The organism is Citrobacter sp. RHB36-C18 (assembly GCF_013814485.1).
GTDB lineage: Bacteria > Pseudomonadota > Gammaproteobacteria > Enterobacterales > Enterobacteriaceae > Citrobacter > Citrobacter braakii.
In genome coordinates, this window is record NZ_CP057125.1 from 2,605,309 (window position 1) to 2,625,780 (window position 20,472).

At 54.1% G+C, this 20,472-nt stretch carries 19 protein-coding genes; 13 read left to right on the top strand and 6 right to left on the bottom strand.

All coding sequences use genetic code 11. The features are described 5' to 3' along the window. The first annotated feature begins 109 nt into the window (after positions 1-109). The 5 genes from HVZ52_RS12410 to fadK all read left to right on the top strand — a co-directional run bounded on the left by HVZ52_RS12410 (position 110) and on the right by fadK (position 5,194). Complete coding sequence (locus HVZ52_RS12410) at positions 110-874, top strand: electron transfer flavoprotein (RefSeq protein ID WP_181598299.1); 765 nt, start codon at positions 110-112, stop codon at positions 872-874. 21 nt (positions 875-895) lie between these two features. Then, the gene (locus HVZ52_RS12415) at positions 896-1,831 is read left to right on the top strand and encodes an electron transfer flavoprotein subunit alpha (RefSeq protein WP_016152889.1); all 936 of its coding nucleotides are present in this window, start codon (positions 896-898) and stop codon (positions 1,829-1,831) included. 53 nt (positions 1,832-1,884) lie between these two features. After that, complete coding sequence (locus HVZ52_RS12420; protein ID WP_053389672.1) at positions 1,885-3,174, top strand: FAD-dependent oxidoreductase; 1,290 nt, start codon at positions 1,885-1,887, stop codon at positions 3,172-3,174. Continuing rightward, positions 3,171-3,464: a ferredoxin gene (locus HVZ52_RS12425; protein ID WP_016152887.1), complete on the top strand. Its 294-nt coding sequence runs from the start codon at positions 3,171-3,173 to the stop codon at positions 3,462-3,464. The genes HVZ52_RS12420 and HVZ52_RS12425 overlap by 4 nt, the downstream gene beginning before the upstream one ends. Positions 3,465-3,547: 83 nt before the next feature. Further along, on the top strand, positions 3,548-5,194 hold the full coding sequence (fadK, locus tag HVZ52_RS12430) for a medium-chain fatty-acid--CoA ligase (protein WP_181598300.1): 1,647 nt from the start codon (positions 3,548-3,550) through the stop codon (positions 5,192-5,194). Positions 5,195-5,289: 95 nt separating this feature from the next. Here the strand turns inward: fadK and ppsA are convergent, their stop codons facing one another. Next, positions 5,290-7,668, bottom strand: coding sequence for a phosphoenolpyruvate synthase (ppsA, locus tag HVZ52_RS12435; RefSeq protein WP_016152885.1), 2,379 nt, complete (start codon positions 7,666-7,668; stop codon positions 5,290-5,292). 328 nt (positions 7,669-7,996) lie between these two features. On the opposite strand from ppsA, the gene ppsR reads away from it, so the two are divergent. From ppsR to HVZ52_RS12475, 8 genes are all read left to right on the top strand, one after another. Next, positions 7,997-8,830, top strand: coding sequence for a posphoenolpyruvate synthetase regulatory kinase/phosphorylase PpsR (gene ppsR / locus HVZ52_RS12440; protein ID WP_016152884.1), 834 nt, complete (start codon positions 7,997-7,999; stop codon positions 8,828-8,830). Positions 8,831-8,956: 126 nt separating this feature from the next. After that, positions 8,957-10,003, top strand: a complete 1,047-nt coding sequence (gene aroH, locus HVZ52_RS12445) for a 3-deoxy-7-phosphoheptulonate synthase AroH (RefSeq protein ID WP_016152883.1) — start codon at positions 8,957-8,959, stop codon at positions 10,001-10,003. A gap of 178 nt (positions 10,004-10,181) precedes the next feature. Continuing rightward, the gene (hemP, locus tag HVZ52_RS12450) at positions 10,182-10,358 is read left to right on the top strand and encodes a hemin uptake protein HemP (protein WP_137367684.1); all 177 of its coding nucleotides are present in this window, start codon (positions 10,182-10,184) and stop codon (positions 10,356-10,358) included. Positions 10,359-10,432: 74 nt separating this feature from the next. Beyond that, the gene (locus HVZ52_RS12455) at positions 10,433-12,418 is read left to right on the top strand and encodes a TonB-dependent hemoglobin/transferrin/lactoferrin family receptor (protein ID WP_109017540.1); all 1,986 of its coding nucleotides are present in this window, start codon (positions 10,433-10,435) and stop codon (positions 12,416-12,418) included. Between the two features lie 47 nt (positions 12,419-12,465). Then, positions 12,466-13,497: a hematinate-forming heme oxygenase ChuS gene (gene chuS / locus HVZ52_RS12460; RefSeq protein ID WP_016152880.1), complete on the top strand. Its 1,032-nt coding sequence runs from the start codon at positions 12,466-12,468 to the stop codon at positions 13,495-13,497. Further along, entirely contained in the window at positions 13,494-14,315 is an 822-nt protein-coding gene (locus HVZ52_RS12465; protein ID WP_181598301.1) for a hemin ABC transporter substrate-binding protein, read from the top strand. The genes chuS and HVZ52_RS12465 overlap by 4 nt, the downstream gene beginning before the upstream one ends. After that, positions 14,315-15,307, top strand: coding sequence for an iron ABC transporter permease (locus HVZ52_RS12470; RefSeq protein WP_032947022.1), 993 nt, complete (start codon positions 14,315-14,317; stop codon positions 15,305-15,307). Before HVZ52_RS12465 ends, HVZ52_RS12470 begins: the two co-directional genes overlap by 1 nt. Then, positions 15,300-16,079: a heme ABC transporter ATP-binding protein gene (locus tag HVZ52_RS12475; protein WP_080858718.1), complete on the top strand. Its 780-nt coding sequence runs from the start codon at positions 15,300-15,302 to the stop codon at positions 16,077-16,079. The genes HVZ52_RS12470 and HVZ52_RS12475 overlap by 8 nt, the downstream gene beginning before the upstream one ends. On the opposite strand, the gene selO is transcribed toward HVZ52_RS12475, so the two are convergent. The 5 genes from selO to HVZ52_RS12500 all read right to left on the bottom strand — a co-directional run bounded on the left by selO (position 16,076) and on the right by HVZ52_RS12500 (position 20,455). Then, positions 16,076-17,518, bottom strand: a complete 1,443-nt coding sequence (selO, locus tag HVZ52_RS12480) for a protein adenylyltransferase SelO (protein WP_047500304.1) — start codon at positions 17,516-17,518, stop codon at positions 16,076-16,078. The two genes, HVZ52_RS12475 and selO, sit on opposite strands and share 4 nt — an antisense overlap. A 61-nt stretch (positions 17,519-17,579) precedes the next feature. After that, a complete protein-coding gene (locus HVZ52_RS12485) occupies positions 17,580-18,293 on the bottom strand; it encodes an EAL domain-containing protein (RefSeq protein WP_016152875.1) in 714 nt (237 codons plus the stop codon). Positions 18,294-18,612: 319 nt separating this feature from the next. Beyond that, a complete protein-coding gene (locus HVZ52_RS12490) occupies positions 18,613-19,077 on the bottom strand; it encodes an NlpC/P60 family protein (protein ID WP_003832591.1) in 465 nt (154 codons plus the stop codon). A 77-nt stretch (positions 19,078-19,154) separates the two neighbouring features. Continuing rightward, on the bottom strand, positions 19,155-19,904 hold the full coding sequence (gene btuD / locus HVZ52_RS12495) for a vitamin B12 ABC transporter ATP-binding protein BtuD (protein ID WP_080858716.1): 750 nt from the start codon (positions 19,902-19,904) through the stop codon (positions 19,155-19,157). Then, positions 19,904-20,455 (bottom strand): glutathione peroxidase, encoded by a 552-nt coding sequence (locus HVZ52_RS12500; protein WP_016156341.1) that lies wholly within the window; start codon positions 20,453-20,455, stop codon positions 19,904-19,906. The genes btuD and HVZ52_RS12500 overlap by 1 nt, the downstream gene beginning before the upstream one ends. Positions 20,456-20,472: the final 17 nt, after the last annotated feature.

A 20,472-nucleotide genomic window follows, 5' to 3' on the forward strand; every position in this document is an offset into this window, starting at 1 on the left:
CCCGTCGAAAACAGCCCTCCCTCTGTCGCACACTATTTTCAGTCAATTTTCCCTACTGTCGATAATGACGCACCACGTCATCATCCACACGAGAATCACTGGAGATGCCATGAAAATAATAACCTGCTTTAAGTTGGTGCCTGAAGAACAGGACATTGTTGTTACCCCACAGCGCTCGCTTAACTTTGACCGGGCCGATGCCAAAATCAGCCAGTTTGACTTAAATGCGATAGAGGCCGCAGCGCAACTTAGCGCAGAGGGTGATGAAATCATCGCCTTAACGGTGGGCGGGTCGCTACTACAAAACTCCAAAGTGCGTAAAGACGTGCTGTCCCGCGGGCCGGACAGTTTGTATATGATGCAGGATCCACAACTGGAGCATTCATTACCCCGGGATACCGCTCAGGCGCTGGCCTGTGCAGCCAAAAATATGGATTTCGACCTGATGCTGTTCGGTGAAGGATCGGGGGATATCTACGCGCAGCAGGTCGGCTTACTGGTTGGCGAACTATTACAGCTCCCGGTGATTAATGCCGTCAGCAGCATCCAACGTAACGGCGATCGCCTTGTGGTTGAGCGCACACTTGAAGATGAAGTCGAAGTAATTGATCTGCCGCTCCCCGCCGTACTGTGCGTGACGTCGGATATCAACACACCGCGTATTCCCTCGATGAAGGCGATTCTGGGCGCGGGTAAAAAACCGGTCACCCCGTGGCAAGCCAGCGATATTGGTTGGATACCTGCATCACCGTTAGCGGAACTGGTGAGCCTTACCGTGCCGCCGCAAACCGAACGTCAGCACATCATTCTGGAAAATGACTCAGCAGAAGCCATTGCCGAACTGGCTGAACACCTGAAAAAAGCCCTGAACTAAGCCCAACGGAGAGAAATCATCATGAGTAAATTAGCCAACGTCTGGGTGTTCAGCGATAACGTAGAACGCTATGCAGAATTAATGGCCGGCGCTCGCCTGTGGGGTGAGCAGGTACACCTTATCGTACAAGGCAGCGACCAGGCCAATCAGTTGCAAGCCCTGGGCGCCGATAAGATAGTCGTGCTCGACGCAACCTCCGGTTTACAGCGTGTTGAAAATTACGCTGAGACCATCGCCGCCCTGATGCAGGAACACGCCGGGCTGCTGCTGATGTCCGCGACTAAACGAGCCAAATCCCTTGGCGCACGCTTAAGTATTCAGCTCAACGCAGCGATGGTGAACGACGCCACATCGGTAACGCTGGATGCAGGTATTTTGTTCGCCGAACACCGGATGTATGGAGGTCTGGCATTTGGCAAAGAAAAAATCAAAAGTACGCTGGCGATTATCACGCTTGCCCCAGGCCAGCTTGAACCGGTCGCGGAAAACGCCTCGCACAACTGCCCGGTTGTCTCAGCAACGTACATCGCGCCGCACCATGAAGTGATGTGCCTGGAGCGTCGCGCCAAATCCGTGAGCAGCGTGGATCTCAGCAAAGCCAAGCGCGTGGTGGGTGTGGGTCGCGGTCTGGTGGCGCAAAACGATCTGGAAATGGTGCGCCAACTGGCATCTGTGCTGGGTGCTGAAGTGGGTTGTTCACGACCGATTGCCGAAGGCGAAAACTGGATGGAACGCGAACGCTACATTGGCGTTTCTGGCGTGTTATTGAAATCAGACCTGTATCTCACGCTGGGCATCTCAGGACAAATTCAGCATATGGTCGGCGGTAACGGCGCGAAAGTCATTGTCGCCATCAACAAAGATAAAAAAGCCCCTATTTTCAATTACGCCGATTACGGTCTGGTGGGCGACATCTACAAAGTGGTTCCGGCCCTTATCGACCATCTCAGCCGCTAATCCCGTTAACGCACATCTCCCGCTGCCCTCGCGGCGGGAAAGGAGCATAAAGCATGTCAGATGAAAAATTTGATGCCATCGTGGTCGGTGCTGGTGTAGCGGGTACAATGGCAGGTTACGTTATGGCCCGGGCCGGACTGGACGTACTGGTCATTGAGCGCGGCAACAGTGCGGGCAGTAAAAATATGACCGGCGGGAGACTCTACGCGCACAGCCTTGAGCGCATCATGCCCGGATTCGCGCAGGAAGCGCCTCTCGAACGTAAAGTCACCCGCGAAAAAATCTCCTTCCTGACCGAAGAGAGCGCCGTTACCCTCGACTTCCATCGTGAAAAAGACAACGCGCCAGCGCAGGACTCTTATACCGTTTTGCGCAACCGGCTTGACCCATGGCTAATGGAAAAAGCGGAACAGGCTGGCGTGCAGTTCATCCCGGGCGTGCGCGTCGACGCGCTAATTCGCGAAGGCAATAAGGTCACCGGAGTGCAAGCCGGGGACGATATCCTTGAAGCCAATATTGTCATCCTAGCCGATGGCGTTAATTCTATGCTGGGACGGTCGCTGGGGATGGTTCCCCCCTCTTCTGCGCATCACTATGCCGTTGGCGTAAAAGAGCTGATCGGCTTACCGTCGGCGGTGATTGCGGATCGGTTCAATCTGTCAGGCAACGAAGGTGCAGCCTGGCTGTTCGCAGGCTCACCGTCTGATGGACTGATGGGAGGCGGATTTCTGTATACCAACCAGGATTCCATCTCTCTGGGCCTGGTGTGTGGTCTGGGGGATATTGCCCATGCCACGAAAAGCATTCCGCAAATGCTGGAAGACTTTAAGCGACACCCGACTATTCGTCCGCTGATTGCCGGCGGAGAACTGCTGGAGTATTCCGCACATATGGTACCGGAAGGCGGTCTGGCAATGGTTCCGAAACTGGTTGATGACGGGGTAATGATCGTCGGCGATGCCGCTGGTTTCTGTCTGAATCTGGGTTATACCGTGCGCGGCATGGATTTGGCGATAGCTTCCGCAGAAGCCGCCGCCCAAACAGCCATTGCAGCAAAAGAGCGCCAGGATTACTCGGCCAGTAGCCTGATGGATTACAAACGTGCCCTCGAACAGGGCTGTGTGATGCGTGATTTGCAGCATTTTCGCAAGATCCCAGCGCTGATGGAAAACCCGCGCCTGTTTACCCAATATCCCCGCATGGTGGCCGATATCATGAACGATATGTTTACCGTCGACGGAAGCCCAAATCAGCCCGTTCGCAAGATGATCATGTCCCATGCCAGGCAGATTGGGCTGATGAACTTACTGAAAGACGGCATCAAGGGGGCCACCGCACTATGAATCAGGACACTAACGTTAACGTCGACGTCAAACTGGGCGTCAATAAATTTAATGTTGATGAAGGCCACCCGCACATCATTCTGGCTGAACATCCCGACCTTAATGAATTTCGCAAGTTGCTGAAAGCCTGCCCCGCCGGACTGTATAAACAGGATGAGAGTGGAAATATTCATTTTGATTCCGCAGGCTGCCTGGAGTGCGGCACCTGCCGGGTGCTGTGCGGTGACACGATCCTCACACAATGGGAATACCCGCTCGGAACATTTGGCGTTGATTTCCGCTACGGCTAACGGATTTTGCATGTTGTACGCCGGATTGGCCCCGCCTGGCCATCCGGTCAGATGTATGCCGAAATAATCCTGGGAATAACTTCATGAGTATCACACTTACGTTTAACGCCGAACGTCGCCAGGCCTGGCGACAACTGGGTTTATGGGGAGATGCTTCGCTTGGCGATTACTGGCACCAAACCGCCAGAGCCATGCCGGATAAAATCGCCGTGGTTGATAATCATGGCGCTTCATATACCTACGCTGCACTCGACGATGCTGCCAGCAGTCTGGCAACCTGGTTTGTAGCCTGCGGGCTCCAACCCGGCGATCGCATTGCCTTTCAGTTGCCTGGCTGGTGCGAGTTCACCATTATCTATCTGGCCTGCCTGAAAACCGGAGCCGTTTCCGTACCACTGCTGCCTGCCTGGCGCGAAGCGGAACTGGTGTGGGTACTGAACAAATGCAAAGCGAAGATTTTTTTCGCACCGACGTTGTTTAAACAGACCCGACCGGTTGATCTGATCCTCCCCTTGCAAAACCAGTTGCCGCATCTGCAACAGATTGTCGCCGTAGATAAACTGGCACCGGCCACCGCCTCGCTGGCGTTCAGCCAACTGCTTCTGGCTCCGCCATTAACCCAGGTTATTAACGTTCACGCCGATGAACTGGCTGCCGTGCTGTTTACCTCCGGGACCGAGGGAATGCCGAAAGGCGTAATGTTAACCCACAACAATATCCTTGCCAGCGAACGCGCCTACTGTGCCCGACTCAATCTCACCTGGCAGGATGTGTTTTTGATGCCCGCCCCACTGGGACACGCTACCGGTTTTTTGCATGGCGTTACCGCGCCGTTTTTAATCGGCGCACGCAGCGTATTGTTGGATATATTCACCCCAACCGCCTGTCTTGAACTGCTCGAGCAACAACGCTGTACCTGCGTGCTCGGTGCAACCCCCTTCGTCTACGACATGTTGTGTAGTCTGGAAAAACGGCCCTGTGATCTCACATCACTACGTTTTTTCTTATGCGGTGGCACCACCATTCCGCAAAAGATTGCCCGTGACTGCCAACAGCGCGGCATTAAATTGTTAAGCATCTATGGTTCGACGGAGAGCTCGCCGCATGCGCTGGTCAATCTCGACGATTCACTTTCACGCATGATGAACACCGATGGATATGCCGCCGCAGGCGTGGAAATTAAAGTCGTCGATGAAGCGCGCAATACGTTGCCTGCAGGGATCGAAGGTGAAGAGGCCTCGCGTGGTCCCAATGTTTTTATGGGCTACCTCGATGAGCCTGAACTAACCGCCCGCGCGCTGGATAAAGATGGCTGGTATTACAGTGGCGACTTATGCCGCATGGACGAAGCGGGATACATCAAAATTACTGGGCGTAAAAAAGATATTATTGTGCGCGGTGGGGAAAACATCAGCAGCCGCGAAGTGGAGGATATTTTATTACAGCATCCGCGCATTCATGATGCCTGCGTTGTCGCGATGCCAGACGATCGGCTAGGTGAAAGGTCGTGCGCTTATGTGGTACTGAAACCGCCGCATCATTCGCTGTCGTTGGAATCAGTGGTGGCCTTTTTTAGCCGCAAACGGGTGGCAAAGTATAAATATCCGGAACACATCGTCATTGTCGAAACGTTACCGCGCACGGCGTCAGGCAAGGTACAAAAATACCAGCTGCGTCAGGATATCATTCAGCGTTTAAGCGTGGAGAGTGTGGAAAGCGTTGAAGGGTAAAGTACCGGATGGCGATGCTAACACCTCTAATCCGGCCTACGTTGCATACTAACCGTAGGCCGGGTAAGGCATTTACGCCACCATCCGGCATGATGTTACTTCTTCAGTTCAGCCAGGCTCAGCCAGGTCTGCACGACGGTGTCCGGGTTCAGCGACAAACTGTCGATCCCCTCTTCCATCAGCCAGGCGGCGAAGTCTTCGTGATCGGATGGACCCTGACCGCAAATACCCACGTATTTGCCCTGTTTCTTGGCTGCACGAATCGCCATCGACAGCAGCGCTTTCACCGCGTCGTTACGCTCATCAAACAGTTCAGAAACCACACCAGAGTCACGGTCCAGTCCCAACGCCAGCTGCGTCATGTCGTTTGAACCGATGGAGAAGCCGTCAAAGTACTCAAGGAACTGTTCGGCCAGCAAGGCGTTGGACGGGATCTCACACATCATGATGATCTTCAGTCCGTTCTCACCGCGTTTCAGCCCCTGACGCGCCAGCTCTTCCACTACTGCTTTCGCCTGGGCAACGGTACGTACAAACGGTACCATCACTTCAACGTTAGTCAGGCCCATATCGTTACGGACACGTTTCACTGCGTCACATTCCAGCGCGAAACAGTCGCGGAAGCTATCAGCAATGTAACGGCCCGCCCCGCGGAAGCCCAGCATCGGGTTCTCTTCGTGCGGCTCATAACGCTCACCGCCGACGAGGTTGGCATATTCGTTGGACTTAAAGTCTGACATACGCACGATAACGCGTTTTGGATAGAACGCCGCACCCAGCGTGGCGATCCCTTCCGTCAGACGACCAACGTAGAATTCACGCGGGGAATCAAAACCTTTCATCATGCCGCGGATTTCGTTTTGCAGCTCAGGCGTCTGGTCATCGAACTCCAGCAACGCACGCGGGTGTACGCCAATCATGCGGTTGATGATAAATTCCAGACGCGCCAGGCCGACACCTTCGTTTGGCAGACAGGCGAAGTCGAAAGCCCGGTCCGGGTTACCCACGTTCATCATCACCTTCAACGGCAGATCCGGCATGGTCTCCACGCTGGAACTCTTCACGCTGAAGTCGAGCATCTCAGCATAAACATAACCGGTATCACCCTCGGCGCAGGAGACTGTGACTTTCTCACCGTCCTTCATACGCTCGGTGGCATCACCACAGCCAACCACGGCCGGGATCCCCAGTTCACGGGCAATGATCGCCGCGTGGCAGGTACGACCGCCACGGTTGGTGACAATCGCCGCCGCTTTCTTCATGATCGGTTCCCAGTCCGGGTCGGTCATGTCGGTAACCAGGACGTCGCCAGGTTCGATACGGTTCATTTCGCTGATGTCCTGAATGACTTTGACCGGACCCGCGCCAATGCGGTGACCGATAGCACGACCTTCAGCAATAATTTTACCCTGAGCATGCAGCGTATAACGCTCCATCACCTGGCCGCGCGAGCGCACGGTTTCCGGACGCGCCTGCACAATGAACAGCTTGCCGGTATGACCGTCTTTCGCCCATTCGATGTCCATCGGACGACCGTAGTGCTTCTCGATCTGTACCGCCTGCTTCGCCAGTTCCTGCACTTCTGCGTTGGTCAGGGAGAAAATGTCGCGCTGCTCCTGCGGTACATCTTCAATCGTCACCTGCTTGCCGTGTTCCTGGGTTGGCGCGTAGACCATACGGATTTTTTTCGAACCCATTGTGCGACGGACGATCGCCGGACGGTTTGCCGCCAGAGTCGGTTTGTGCACGTAGAATTCATCCGGGTTAACGGCACCCTGCACAACCATCTCGCCCAGTCCCCATGCGGAAGTGATGAACACCACCTGATCGAAACCGGATTCGGTATCGATGGAGAACATTACGCCGGAAGACGCGAGGTCTGAGCGCACCATCCGCTGAACGCCAGCAGAGAGCGCCACGCCACGATGGTCATAACCCTGGTGAACACGATAAGAGATTGCACGGTCGTTAAACAGCGAGGCAAAGACGTGTTTGATAGCAACCAGTACGGCATCAAATCCCTGGACGTTGAGGAAGGTTTCCTGCTGACCGGCAAATGACGCATCTGGCATATCTTCTGCGGTGGCGGAAGAGCGCACGGCAAAAGAGGCATGGGCATCGTCTGCTGACAGCTGCGCGTAGGCATCGCGGACGGCATTTTCCAGCTCCGGCTGGAAAGGAGTGTCGATAATCCACTGGCGGATCTGTGCGCCGGCTTTCGCAAGCTCGGTGACATCGTCAATATCCGTTTTATCCAGCAGCTCATAAATGCGCTGGTTTACACCGCTCTGGTCCAGAAACTGGTTAAACGCATCGGCGGTCGTTGCAAAACCATTCGGTACGGAAACACCCATACCGGAAAGGTTAGTAATCATTTCACCCAGGGAGGCATTTTTGCCCCCAACTCTGTCTACATCATTCATGCCGAGTTGGTTATACCAAAGCACCAGCGGTGACGAGCCATTGTTGGACATCGAACAATCCTTATATATGAACGAGGTTAGGAAACTCAATTTTGCGTAATTATCTTTGCATATTTACTTCAGCGAAAAAAACGGTGAATCGTTCAAGCAACTTTATTTTTTATTTTTTCAGATTGTTTCCGCATTTGCGCAAACCCGCGAGCCACAGGGGATCACCACAAAAACTACCGGTATAAACATTTGTTCCGAAAAATGAAATGTACTTTTCAGTAAATATAAAAATACCGTTTCATTTTACAAAATAGATGCAGCAATATTCGCTTCTGGCGAATTTTAATTTATGCTTTCAGAGAATTATGTCAGCCCCAGGATGAGCAAAATGGATAATGCTGTTGATCGTCACGTATTTTATATTTCTGATGGTACGGCCATCACCGCCGAGGTATTGGGCCACGCGGTAATGTCGCAATTTCCGGTTACGATCAGCAGCATTACGCTGCCGTTTGTAGAAAATGAGAGTCGTGCGCGAGCGGTTAAAGACCAGATTGACGCGATCTATCAACAAACTGGCGTGCGCCCTCTGGTGTTTTACTCTATCGTTTTGCCGGAAATTCGCTCGATCATTTTGCAAAGCGAAGGATTTTGTCAGGATATCGTGCAGGCGTTGGTTGCCCCACTGCAACAAGAGATGAAGCTCGACCCTACGCCGATCGCCCATCGTACCCACGGCCTGAACCCCGGCAACCTTAACAAGTACGACGCGCGCATTGCCGCCATTGATTATACCCTCGCTCATGACGACGGCATTTCGTTGCGCAACCTCGATCAGGCGCAGGTGATCCTGCTTGGCGTTTCCCGTTGCGGTAAAACCCCGACCAGTTTGTATCTGGCCATGCAGTTTGGCATTCGCGCGGCCAACTACCCCTTTATTGCCGATGATATGGATAATCTGGTGCTGCCAGCGTCCCTGAAGCCGTTACAGCATAAATTGTTCGGCCTGACCATTGACCCTGAGCGCCTGGCGGCCATCCGCGAAGAGCGCCGGGAAAACAGCCGTTACGCCTCGATGCGCCAGTGCCGGATGGAGGTTGCTGAGGTGGAAGCTCTATACCGGAAAAACCAGATCCCATGGCTGAACAGTACCAATTATTCGGTAGAAGAGATTGCTACCAAGATCCTCGACATCATGGGGCTGAATCGCCGCATGTACTAGAATGCTAGTGCATTGGTTCGATTTTTTGTTATTATGCTCGCCACCAGGCAGGATGAGTATGATATTGTGATATACATCACTTCCCGGTAGTCCTGCCGTTGAAGCAACAAATTTCTGAGACAAGTAATGAACAGAACCGATGAACTCCGTACTGCGCGTATTGACAACCTGGTCACTCCAGCAGAGCTTGCGCAACGGCATCCTGTTTCGTCCTCCGTCGCCCGTCATGTTACGGACTCCCGACGCCGGATAGAAAAAATATTAAATGGTGAAGACGCTCGTTTACTGGTGATCGTAGGTCCCTGCTCGATTCACGATCTTGATGCCGCCATGGAATACGCGACGCGTTTACAGGCGCTGCGCGAAAAACATCAGGCGCGTCTGGAAATCGTGATGCGCACTTATTTTGAAAAACCGCGCACCGTAGTGGGCTGGAAAGGCTTAATTTCCGACCCAGATTTAAACGGCAGCTACCGCGTGAACCACGGCATTGAACTGGCGCGTAAACTGCTGTTGCAGGTCAATGAACTGGGCGTACCCACGGCAACAGAATTCCTCGACATGGTGACCGGTCAGTTTATTGCCGATTTAATCAGTTGGGGAGCCATTGGCGCACGCACCACCGAAAGCCAGATCCACCGTGAAATGGCCTCTGCGCTTTCCTGCCCGGTCGGCTTTAAAAACGGTACGGATGGCAATACGCGTATTGCCGTCGATGCGATTCGCGCCTCCCGTGCCAGCCATATGTTCCTCTCTCCGGATAAAACCGGCCAGATGACCATTTATCAGACCAGCGGTAATCCTTACGGGCATATCATCATGCGCGGCGGTAAAAAGCCGAATTATTATGCTGAAGATATTGCCGCCGCCTGCGATACCCTGCACGAATTTTCCCTGCCTGAACATCTGGTGGTCGATTTTAGCCATGGCAATTGCCAGAAGCAGCATCGTCGTCAGTTAGACGTTTGTGATGATGTGTGCCAGCAAATTCGCAATGGTTCGACGGCGATTGCCGGGATTATGGCGGAGAGTTTCCTGCGTGAAGGTACGCAAAAAATCGTTAGCGGCCAGCCGCTGGTTTACGGCCAGTCCATTACCGACCCGTGCCTGAACTGGGAAGATACTGAACTACTGGTTGAAAAACTCGCCTCTGCGGTTGATAGCCGTTTTTAATGCTGTTCGCCGGGTAACATCACGTTGCCCGGTGCTAATCCTTTGTTTTTCCCCTCCTTATTGTACAAAATCTATTCTCGTCACAATTATTTCACAAAAAGGCTTGCCGCAATTTTGCAGTTTGATGATAATGATTATCATTGTTAAATTGATTGTTATTTTTAAACACTATTCACGTATGGATAACACAACAACGCCCGCAAAAGAAAAAACACCGCCTGCCGTCGCGCCAAACGAGCGCCGAATTGACAGTAAAAGTCTGCTGGGCAAAGAGGGGCGCGTGATCATAGAACACGATGGTCAGCTCTATCTGCTGCGCCAGACACAAGCCGGAAAACTCATTCTGACCAAATAAACACCACTTTTCGCCAGCCACCCAGGTAGTACCCAGGCAGCCAGCGCTTTTCGATTTCCTAATGGAGAGTTGCTATGCCACACCTGCACACTGCATCCCTGCGCCCTTCGCTCTTGGCGCTGGCGATTATCAGTAACCTGCCCGCCGTCGCGTATGCGGCGGTAGAAGATATGACCGTCACCGCCACCGGCAATGCCCGAAGTGCTTTTGAAGCACCGATGATGGTCAGCGTGATTGATGCCACCGCGCCGGAAAACCAGACCGCCAGCTCAGCAGCCGACCTGTTGCGTACGGTTCCGGGCCTGACCCTTGACGGCACCGGTCGCACTAACGGCCAGGACGTGAATCTGCGCGGCTACGATCGACGTGGCGTTCTGGTGCTGGTTGATGGCGTTCGTCAGGGAACCGACACCGGACACCTGAACAGTACCTTCCTCGATCCGGCACTGATCAAACGCATCGAGGTCGTCCGTGGCCCTTCTGCACTGCTGTACGGTAGCGGCGCGTTAGGTGGGGTGATCGCCTATGACACTGCGGATGCCAAAGATCTGCTGGAAGCCGGACAAAACAGCGGTTATCGCGTGTTCGGTACCGCGGCAACCGGCGATCACAGCCTCGGTATGGGTGCCAGCGCGTTTGGTCGCACCGATACGCTGGACGGACTGCTTGCCTGGTCCAGTCGCGATCGCGGTGATTTGCGCCAGAGCGACGGTACTACGGCACCAAACGACGAAGCGATTAACAATATGCTGGCGAAGGGCAGCTGGAAAATTGACAGCGCCCAGACGCTGGCCGGCTCGCTGCGTTACTACAACAATGACGCCCGTGAACCTAAAAACCCGCAAACCAGCGCGGCGGATGCCACCAGCAACCCGATGACCGATCGCTCAACCATCCAGCGCGACGCGCAACTGACCTACTCGATTGCTCCAGCCGACAATGACTGGTTGAACGCGGATGCCCGCGTCTACTGGTCCGAAGCACGCATTAATGCGCAAAACACGGATAACACCGGCGAGTTTCGCAAACAAACCACCAAAGGCGGCAAAATCGACAACCGCAGCCGTCTGTTTACCGACTCTTTTGCATCTCACCTGCTGACTTACGGCGGGGAATACTATCGTCAGGAACAACAGCCAGGCGGCGCAACCACCGGTTTCCCGGAGGCAAAAATCGATTTCAGCTCCGGTTGGCTACAAGATGAAATCACCCTGCGCGACCTACCGGTTACGCTGCTGGGCGGTACCCGTTATGACTCTTATCGCGGCAGCAGCGACGGCTATGAAGATGTCGATGCCGATAAATGGTCGTCCCGCGCCGGGCTCACCGTTGCGCCAACCGACTGGCTGATGCTGTTCGGATCATACGCTCAGGCCTTCCGTGCGCCGACCATGGGCGAGATGTATAACGATGCGAAACACTTCTCGATTGGCCGTTTTTACACCAACTACTGGGTGCCGAACCCTAACCTACGCCCGGAAACCAACGAAACCCAGGAATACGGATTTGGCCTGCGCTTTGACGATCTGTTGATGGCGAGCGATGCGCTCGAATTTAAAGCCAGCTATTTCGACACCAAAGCGAAAGATTACATCTCCACCAGCGTCGACTTTGCCGCCGCGACAACCATGTCCTATAACGTACCCAACGCCAAAATCTGGGGTTGGGACGTGATGGCGAAATATTCCGCCGATCTGTTCAGCCTCGACATGGCCTATAACCGTACGCGCGGCAAAGATACAGACACCGGCGAATACATTTCCAGCATTAACCCGGATACCGTCACCAGCAAACTGAACGTACCGGTTGCGCACAGCGGTTTCTCCGTTGGCTGGATAGGTACATTTGCTGACCGTTCAACGCATATCAGCAACAGCTACACGAAACAGCCCGGTTATGCGGTAAACGATTTCTACGTGAGCTATCAGGGCCAACAAGCGCTGAAAGGCATGACCACCACGCTGGTACTGGGCAACGCCTTCGACAAAGAGTACTGGTCGCCGCAGGGCATTCCGCAGGATGGTCGTAATGGCAAAATTTTCGTGAGTTATCAGTGGTAATCACTTTTCCCCGGTTCGCCGGGGCAGCAATCTGGAAGGAAGAGACAATGAATCATTACACTCGCTGGCTGGAACTGAAGAAAGAAAATCCTGGCAAATACGCACGTGATATTGCGGGATTGATGAATATTAGCGAAGCCGAACTGACCTTCGCGCGCGTCGGTCATGACGCCTGGCGCTTACGTGGAGAAGTGCGTGAAATCCTCGGCGCACTGGAAGCCGTCGGCGAAACCAAATGTATATGCCGCAACGAATATGCGGTGCATGAGCAGGTTGGTGCGTTTACCAATCAGCACCTGAACGGTCATGCCGGACTGGTACTCAATCCGCGCGCCCTCGACCTGCGCCTGTTCCTCAATCAGTGGGCAAGCGTGTTCCATATCAGCGAAACAACCGCCCACGGCGAGCGTCAGAGCATCCAGTTCTTTGACCATCAGGGGGATGCGCTGCTGAAGGTCTATGCCACACAGAATACCCTCATTGAGGAATGGGCTGCGTTGCTGACCCGTTTCATCTTCGCTGAAAACCCGCCCCTGGCGCTGCAACCCGCCCCCCCTTCTGCTCCAGCCACCGTCACGGTCGATGCGCAGACCGTTGATCAAGAGTGGCGAGCCATGACCGATGTACACCAGTTCTTCGGTCTGCTGAAACGCCACGATCTCACCCGCCAACAGGCGTTTAACCTGGTGGGCGACGATCTGGCCTGTAAAGTCGCAAATAGCGCATTGGCGCAGTTACTCGACACCGCGCGCCAGGATGGCAATGAAATTATGGTCTTTGTGGGTAATCGTGGCTGCGTACAGATTTTTACCGGTGTGATAGAAAAACTGGTGCCGATGAAAGGCTGGCTGAACATATTCAACCCGACATTTACCTTACACCTGCTGGAAGAGAGCGTGGCAGAAACATGGGTAACGCGCAAACCGACCGCCGATGGCCACGTCACCAGCCTGGAACTGTTTGCTGCCGACGGCACGCAAATCGCCCAGTTGTATGGTCAACGAACGGAAGGCGAACCGGAGCAGACGCAATGGCGCGCGCAAATTGACGCACTGACGCCGAAGGGGCTGGCCGCATGAAAAAACTGCTGGTCCTGATTGCGCTACTGCCCTTCGTAGCGCTGGCTGCGTCCAGGGAACGGGTTGTTGCTCTCGGTGGCGATGTCACCGAGATTGTATACGCACTGGGAGCACAGTCTTCCCTTGTGGCGCGAGACAGCACCAGCCAGTGGCCTGAAGCAGCAAACGCCCTACCTGATGTCGGTTATTTGCGCCAACTCAACGCCGAAGGGATCCTTGCCACCCGTCCTACGCTGGTCCTTGCCAGCACGCAGGCGCAGCCCTCTCTGGCGCTAAAACAGCTCGAACAGAGCAACGTCAGGGTTGTGACGATCCCGGCAAGCAACGCGCTTAACGTGATTGATGAAAAAATTCGCGTCATCGCCGAAGCCACCCATAGGGAGGCCGATGGCGAAACGCTGCGCACCCGCTTACGTCAGGAACTGGCGGCGTTGCCGTCATCTGAACTTAACAAACGCGTGCTGTTTATTCTCAATCATGGCGGGATGACCGCGATGGCAGCGGGCCAGCAAACCGCAGCCGATGCGGCTATTCGTGCCGCCGGTTTGCGCAACGCAATGCAGGGTGTTAACCGCTATCAGCCGCTGTCGCAGGAAGGTGTCATTGCCAGCCAGCCCGATCTGGTGGTGATTTCACAGGACGGCGTTAAGGCGATGGGGGGCGAAGATAACCTGTGGGCGCTGCCGGGCCTGGCGCAGACGCCTGCCGGACGGAATAAACAGGTATTGCAGGTTGACGATATGGCGCTGCTCGGCTTTAGCGTACGCACGCCGCTGGCCATTTTGCAGCTTCGCGCTAAAGCTGAGCAATTGCCCTGATGTCGCGACGTATCCGTTGTTCTTTATGGACACTCGCACTCATGTTGGTCGTGATGACAATTATGGCTACCGGTTTTGGCGCGTTGCGCCTGCCGGTAAGTCTGCTGTGGCGTGATGGCGATGAGGCACTGCGTCAAATCTGGCTCACCATTCGCCTGCCCCGCGTCCTGCTGGCGCTGGTGATTGGCGGTTCTCTGGCGCTCGCGGGCTGCGTGATGCAGGGCCTGTTTCGCAACCCGCTTGCCGATCCGGGATTACTGGGGATAAGCAGCGGAGCCGCCTGCGCCGTCGCCCTGTGGGTAGTGCTGCCGGTCTCTTTGCCCGCGCTGTTGATGCTGTACGCCCCCATGCTGGCCGCTTTTCTCGGTGCGCTGGCGGCAACAGTGGTTATTTTTATCCTTAGCCAACAGCGCGACGCTTCACTCTCACGTCTGCTGTTGGTCGGTATTGCCATCAACGCGCTGTGCGGGGCGGCGGTTGGCGTTCTGTCGTGGGTCAGTAATGACGCGCAACTGCGCCAGCTGTCGCTATGGGGGATGGGCAGTCTGGGGGCCGCGCAATGGTCCACGCTGCTGGCTGTCACTTCATTGACTGTCCCGACGGTGCTGATCATCTGGCGTCTGGCACCGGCGCTGAACCTGCTGCAGTTAGGTGAGGAAGAGGCGCATTACCTCGGCGTAGATGTGCGTACCGTTCAGCGTGTTTTGCTACTTTGTAGCGCATTGCTGGTTGCCGCAGCCGTGGCGGTAAGCGGCGTAATAGGCTTCATCGGGCTGGTTATCCCGCATCTGATGCGCATGTGGCTCGGCTCAGACCATCGGGCCGTTATCCCAGGTTCCGTGCTGGCGGGCGCATTTTTATTGCTGATAGCCGACACGCTGGCCCGTACGGCGGTTGCGCCTGCGGAAATGCCGGTCGGTTTGCTAACCAGTCTTCTGGGCGCACCGTGGTTTTTATGGCTTATTTTTCGTCAACGAGGACCGCATGGCTGAACATTTCATCGCTGAAGGGCTTCACTATCGCGTCGCGGGCAGAGCGGTGATTGACGACGTCACTCTTGCCCTCGAAAAAGGTGAACTGGTGGCGCTCATCGGCCCAAACGGTGCGGGGAAATCCACCCTGCTGCGCCTGCTGACCGGTTTTCTGAAACCGGCTACAGGGCGCTGCGTGCTGGCGGGTAAACCGCTGGATGAATGGCATAGCCAAACACTGTCGCGGCATCGGGCGGTGATGCGCCAGCAAACACAACTGGGATTTGACTGGCCGGTAGAGGCCGTCATCGCGATGGGGCGTGCGCCCTGGACCCAGCGGTCGGAACCTCGACTTATCGCTCAGGTGATGGAAATGACCGGATGTACACCGCTGGCGGGCCGGCAATACGCCGCGCTTTCCGGCGGCGAACAACAGCGAGTACAGTTAGCCCGTGCACTGGCGCAACTTTGGTGCGACGGCGCGCCTCGCGGCTGGTTATTCCTTGATGAACCGACCTCTGCGCTGGATCTTTACCACCAGCAGCATCTGTTGCGCTTGCTGAAGACGCTTACCGCTTCACAAGAGCTGCATGTGTGCATTGTGCTTCACGATCTGAATCTCGCCGCACTGTGGGCAGACAGAATAGTGTTGCTGCACAACGGCAGGCTGGTGTCGCAGGGAACGCCTGAGGCCGTGTTACAGGCCGATGACCTGAAACGCTGGTATGGCGCGCAGGTACACGTTGGCCAGCATCCGGCCAACGGATCCCCACAGGTGTTTCTGGCCCCTTAGCTTGAACAGCTCACTTCCAGCCGTTTGCCCCAGTCAGGTGGACGGCTGACATAGTCATCATCACGATCGACAAATGGGGTACGCAACGCCTCGTGTAACCGATGCAGCTCGGCGTAATCCCCCTGCTCTGCCTGATTAATCGCCCGTTGCGCCAACCAGTTACGCAATACCATCGCCGGATTAGCCGCCTTCATCTGCGTTTGTCTGACTGCGTCGGCAATGTTGTCTTGCTGCAGGCGTGAGCGATACCGCGTGAACCAATCGTCAAACGCTGCGCGATCGATAAACTCATCGCGCAGCGGGGATTGCGCGCTGTGTTGTTCCGTCTGACTGAGCATGCGAAACGTTCGCGTATAGTCGCTTCTTTCCCGCGCCATCAGGTTAAACAGTTCACTAAGCAGTTCGTTATCGTTTTTTTGCTCGCTAAAGAAGCCAAGCTTTTGTCGCATCCGCTGACCGTAGCGAGTTAACAGCGCCAGTTGATAACTGTCCAGCGCATCATTAAGCGCCTCGACCGGGATAAATGGCGACAGAGTTTGCGCCAGACGTTGCAGGTTCCAAAGCGCCGCGGCCGGTTGATTATCGAAACTGTATCGCCCCTGGTTGTCTGAGTGGTTGCAGATAAAATCGGGCACGTAGTCATCAAGGAAACCGAATGGGCCGTAATCCATCGTCAGTCCCAGAATCGACATGTTGTCCGTGTTCATGACACCATGCGCAAATCCCACCGCCTGCCAGTCCGCGATTAACGTCGCAGTACGCGTGACAACATCGTTAAACCACAGCTGATACTTATCGGCTTCTTCCTGCCATTGCGGCCAATAATAGCGAATCGCAAAGTCAGCCAACTGGCGCACTTTTTCCGGCTCGCGGCGATAGTAAAAATGCTCAAAATGGCCAAAGCGCATATGGCTTTGCGCCACGCGAATGAGCATCGCCCCTGATTCTACCGTTTCGCGATACACCGGCGTGTCGCTGGTAACAATCGACAATGCCCGCGTAGTCGGTATTCCCAGGTAATGCATCGCTTCGCTGGCCAGGCTTTCGCGAATTGTCGAGCGCAGTACGGCGCGACCATCCCCCATACGGGAATAAGGCGTAAGTCCGGCGCCTTTCAGGTGCCAGTCACACGTTGAGCCGTCAGCGAGCTGTTGTTCGCCCAACAGGATCCCGCGTCCATCGCCAAGCTGGCCCGCCCAGACGCCAAACTGATGTCCGCTATAAACTTGCGCTAAAGGCGACATCCCGGGAAGCAACGATTCACCGCCCCAAACACCGGCTCCGGTTGGAATATCAAATAGTGTCTCTGGAATAGCTAATTGCTCCGCCAGCGCATCGTTATGCCAGATCAGGCGCGCGTTTTTCAGGGGAGTGGGTGAAAGTGCTGTATAGGTTGCTGGTAATTCATCACGCCAGCGGGTGGTAAAAGACAGGGTCATAGGGCCTCCTGTCTCTAGTGTAGACTGTTAAAAGCCTGTTAAACACCAGCAAATATGAGGGTTATATCTTCGCGAGCGAAATTATCTGCGCGGGGGGCACAGCAGGCCACAGCGCGCCCTGCATGGCGCTGAATCCCAGAGGCAGTACGCGCGCTAACATCTCGGGTGTATCAATACCGCTAATGATAATTGACTCACTGCTGGGAAATAGCTGTGCCAGGATAGCCCGCATAAACGGCTCAAACGAAATATGTGTAATCCTTTGTTGAACAAAGTTTTTATCGAGCACGACGCGTTTGAACAGCCCATCAAAAATTGCCCGGTTTGATATGCCGCCAGCACCATAGTTTGTCAGTACTAATGGAAATCGCGCCGCCAGTGCTGCCAACGTTGGATTCGCTTTTCCATTATTTAACTCTGGATAGTTTTCATTAATAGCCAGTTCCAGAAATGACAATCGTTCAACTTGTGAAGCAAATTTAGTATCTGATAATAAAGTATTAGCAATTGCCGGCGTTAAATTAATCCAGGCAGAAACCTTTCGTTGAATAAAAAAATGTTGGCATGTTTCGATTAATTCAAGCTTTTCGGTAAATAACCGACATTGCTCTTCGTCCGACATCCGAGGTAGGACCAGCTCGGTGGGTATACGCACATCCCCCTGCGCACTGGCAAAACTGGTAATGATATCTACGTATTCAAGATCGCCTTTTTCGTTTCTCGCAGGGAGAAAAGAGAACTCTGAATGGTAAAGAGTATCCATTGAAACAATCATCGTGCCAGCCCCTCTGCATAGGTGTTATCCGGCATCCTGTAGCAAAGGATGGAGAAATACGTTATTGCTGATGCAAGTAGAGGCCCTTTCATTTTTCCCTTTATAGCCAGTAAATCGAATCCCTTTTTTTTAGCTTATCCTGATTATAAGCGAATATCCAGCTTTGCACTTTTTAATATCTCGGAATAAATCATATTTTTAGCAAGATACGCTCTTAATGTTCAGGGGTATTGTCCGGCTGGCGGCAGAAATAAGAAGTTACTAACAAATGGAAATGTCGAGGCTGCTCAGCCGTAGGCAGCCTCGTGACTGATGAGGATTAAATACGTCGCGCCTGCCAAAAGTTTTTGCGCCAGTAAACGTTGTCCAGTGATGAGCGCATCACACCACGGCTGGTTGAGGCATGAATAAATTGATTATTGGTATCATAAATTCCGACATGCAGACCGCTTTCCCCAGACCCGGTTTTAAAGAACACCAGATCGCCGGGCAGCAAATCATCTTTATCAATTTCGGTACCAATCTTTGATTGCGTGCGGGTATCACGCGGGAGTTGCAGATCGAATTTATCGCGCATTGTCATCAATACAAATCCAGAACAATCCACTCCGCTACGGCTCATGCCGCCATAACGATAGGGTGTGCCATGCCAGGTTTGTAGCTGGTCATTAAGCCCGGCGATAACGGCGATAGAATCCGACAAGCGGGCATTTGGCGCAGGAGCACGATGGCTGCTGCAGCCCGCCAAAAACAATGCTGTGATGAAAAGAAGCCAAAAGCGCATTCAGGACGAATCCTCTGAATTATATTTTTATGTCAATTTAGCGTGGAAATTATATGATTTTCAAGAACCCATTTAACTTAAGTGGTTGATATGAGCATTCTGTGGCCTTCAATATCCAAACGACGGAAGTTCACGCCATAAGCCGCAGACAAATTGGCTGGCGTTAGTACCGTATCACGAGCACCACTGGCAAGCAGCTTCCCGCGTTTGAGGAGCCAGGCCTTGTGCGCATGACGTAAGGTGTGATTAAGGTCATGACTGCTCATTACAATCGCGATGCCCTGTAAACACAGCTGACCCAGCATCCGGTCCAGCGCATTTTGTTGCGCCACGTCCAGGCTGTTCATCGGCTCATCCAGCAGTAAAAGCTGGCCGAATGGATTCGCTTGTGGGCAAATCTGCAGGATAACCGCAGCCAGGCGCACGCGCTGCCACTCACCGCCGGAGAGCTGATTCACGCTGCGTCCCAGCTTATCTCCAAGCCCAAGCGCATCGGCGATTTCCTGTAACAGATCGGTGCGTGCTTTATCGGGTTGATGCAGCGTCAGAAAATGCCAGACCGGCATCGCAAACGGCGGGTTTTGCTGTTGCGCAAGATAAGCACGATATTGCGCCAGCTTTGCTGCCGGCCATTCATCCAATGACACATCACCAAAGGTGATGCTGCCCTTGCCGGTCGTCAGCCCCGCCATTCGCGCCAACAGCGTGCTCTTTCCTGCGCCGTTAGGTCCCACTAAATGCAGGATCTCCCCTGCTTTTATCTCACCAGAAAGCGGGCCGAGTCGGGTCGATTCTGCTACGTCCTGTAGCTGCATCAATCGAGACATTAGTTTGCCAGCGCCGTCTTGATGGATTGCACCAGAACAGGATCCTCAGGCGTCATATCGGGTGAAAATCGTTGCAGTACCTGACCATCCCGACCCACTAAAAACTTCTCGAAATTCCACAGAATATCGTCCGGGTAGAGCGGCGCCCGACCTTTACTCGCCATACGCTCATAGAATCCACTATCCGCAGGCGCAACGGCGGTTGGCGCGGCATCAATCAGTTTCTGATACAGCGGATGGCGTCCCTCGCCGTTGACCTCAATTTTGCTGAACATCGGGAAGGTAACGCCCCAGGTGGTACTGCAGTACGTTTTTATTTCCTCTTCACTGCCCGGCTCCTGGCCCAGAAACTGGTTGCAGGGGAACCCAAGAACGGTAAAGCCCTGCTGATGCCAGGCTTTCTGCAGATTCTCCAGTTGCTCATATTGCGGCGTTAGCCCACATTTTGAAGCAACGTTGACGATTAACAGCACATTTCCGGCATACGGCTGCAGTGAGGTCACCTCGCCGTCGATGGTCGTCACGTCTGTATCGAGGATAGTGTTTTGCATAGCATCTCCAGAACAAC

What these genes read in the sequence shown, in the direction of transcription:
- btuD (WP_080858716.1), bottom strand. Translation starts at nt 19,904, where the DNA reads ATGTCTCGATTGATGCAGCTACAGGACGTAGCAGAATCGACCCGACTC.
- HVZ52_RS12465 (WP_181598301.1), top strand. Translation starts at nt 13,494, where the DNA reads ATGAAAAAACTGCTGGTCCTGATTGCGCTACTGCCCTTCGTAGCGCTG.
- ppsA (WP_016152885.1), bottom strand. Translation starts at nt 7,668, where the DNA reads ATGTCCAACAATGGCTCGTCACCGCTGGTGCTTTGGTATAACCAACTC.
- HVZ52_RS12485 (WP_016152875.1), bottom strand. Translation starts at nt 18,293, where the DNA reads ATGATTGTTTCAATGGATACTCTTTACCATTCAGAGTTCTCTTTTCTC.
- HVZ52_RS12490 (WP_003832591.1), bottom strand. Translation starts at nt 19,077, where the DNA reads ATGCGCTTTTGGCTTCTTTTCATCACAGCATTGTTTTTGGCGGGCTGC.
- selO (WP_047500304.1), bottom strand. Translation starts at nt 17,518, where the DNA reads ATGACCCTGTCTTTTACCACCCGCTGGCGTGATGAATTACCAGCAACC.
- fadK (WP_181598300.1), top strand. Translation starts at nt 3,548, where the DNA reads ATGAGTATCACACTTACGTTTAACGCCGAACGTCGCCAGGCCTGGCGA.
- ppsR (WP_016152884.1), top strand. Translation starts at nt 7,997, where the DNA reads ATGGATAATGCTGTTGATCGTCACGTATTTTATATTTCTGATGGTACG.
- hemP (WP_137367684.1), top strand. Translation starts at nt 10,182, where the DNA reads ATGGATAACACAACAACGCCCGCAAAAGAAAAAACACCGCCTGCCGTC.
- HVZ52_RS12420 (WP_053389672.1), top strand. Translation starts at nt 1,885, where the DNA reads ATGTCAGATGAAAAATTTGATGCCATCGTGGTCGGTGCTGGTGTAGCG.
- aroH (WP_016152883.1), top strand. Translation starts at nt 8,957, where the DNA reads ATGAACAGAACCGATGAACTCCGTACTGCGCGTATTGACAACCTGGTC.
- HVZ52_RS12500 (WP_016156341.1), bottom strand. Translation starts at nt 20,455, where the DNA reads ATGCAAAACACTATCCTCGATACAGACGTGACGACCATCGACGGCGAG.
- HVZ52_RS12455 (WP_109017540.1), top strand. Translation starts at nt 10,433, where the DNA reads ATGCCACACCTGCACACTGCATCCCTGCGCCCTTCGCTCTTGGCGCTG.
- HVZ52_RS12470 (WP_032947022.1), top strand. Translation starts at nt 14,315, where the DNA reads ATGTCGCGACGTATCCGTTGTTCTTTATGGACACTCGCACTCATGTTG.
- chuS (WP_016152880.1), top strand. Translation starts at nt 12,466, where the DNA reads ATGAATCATTACACTCGCTGGCTGGAACTGAAGAAAGAAAATCCTGGC.
- HVZ52_RS12425 (WP_016152887.1), top strand. Translation starts at nt 3,171, where the DNA reads ATGAATCAGGACACTAACGTTAACGTCGACGTCAAACTGGGCGTCAAT.
- HVZ52_RS12475 (WP_080858718.1), top strand. Translation starts at nt 15,300, where the DNA reads ATGGCTGAACATTTCATCGCTGAAGGGCTTCACTATCGCGTCGCGGGC.
- HVZ52_RS12410 (WP_181598299.1), top strand. Translation starts at nt 110, where the DNA reads ATGAAAATAATAACCTGCTTTAAGTTGGTGCCTGAAGAACAGGACATT.
- HVZ52_RS12415 (WP_016152889.1), top strand. Translation starts at nt 896, where the DNA reads ATGAGTAAATTAGCCAACGTCTGGGTGTTCAGCGATAACGTAGAACGC.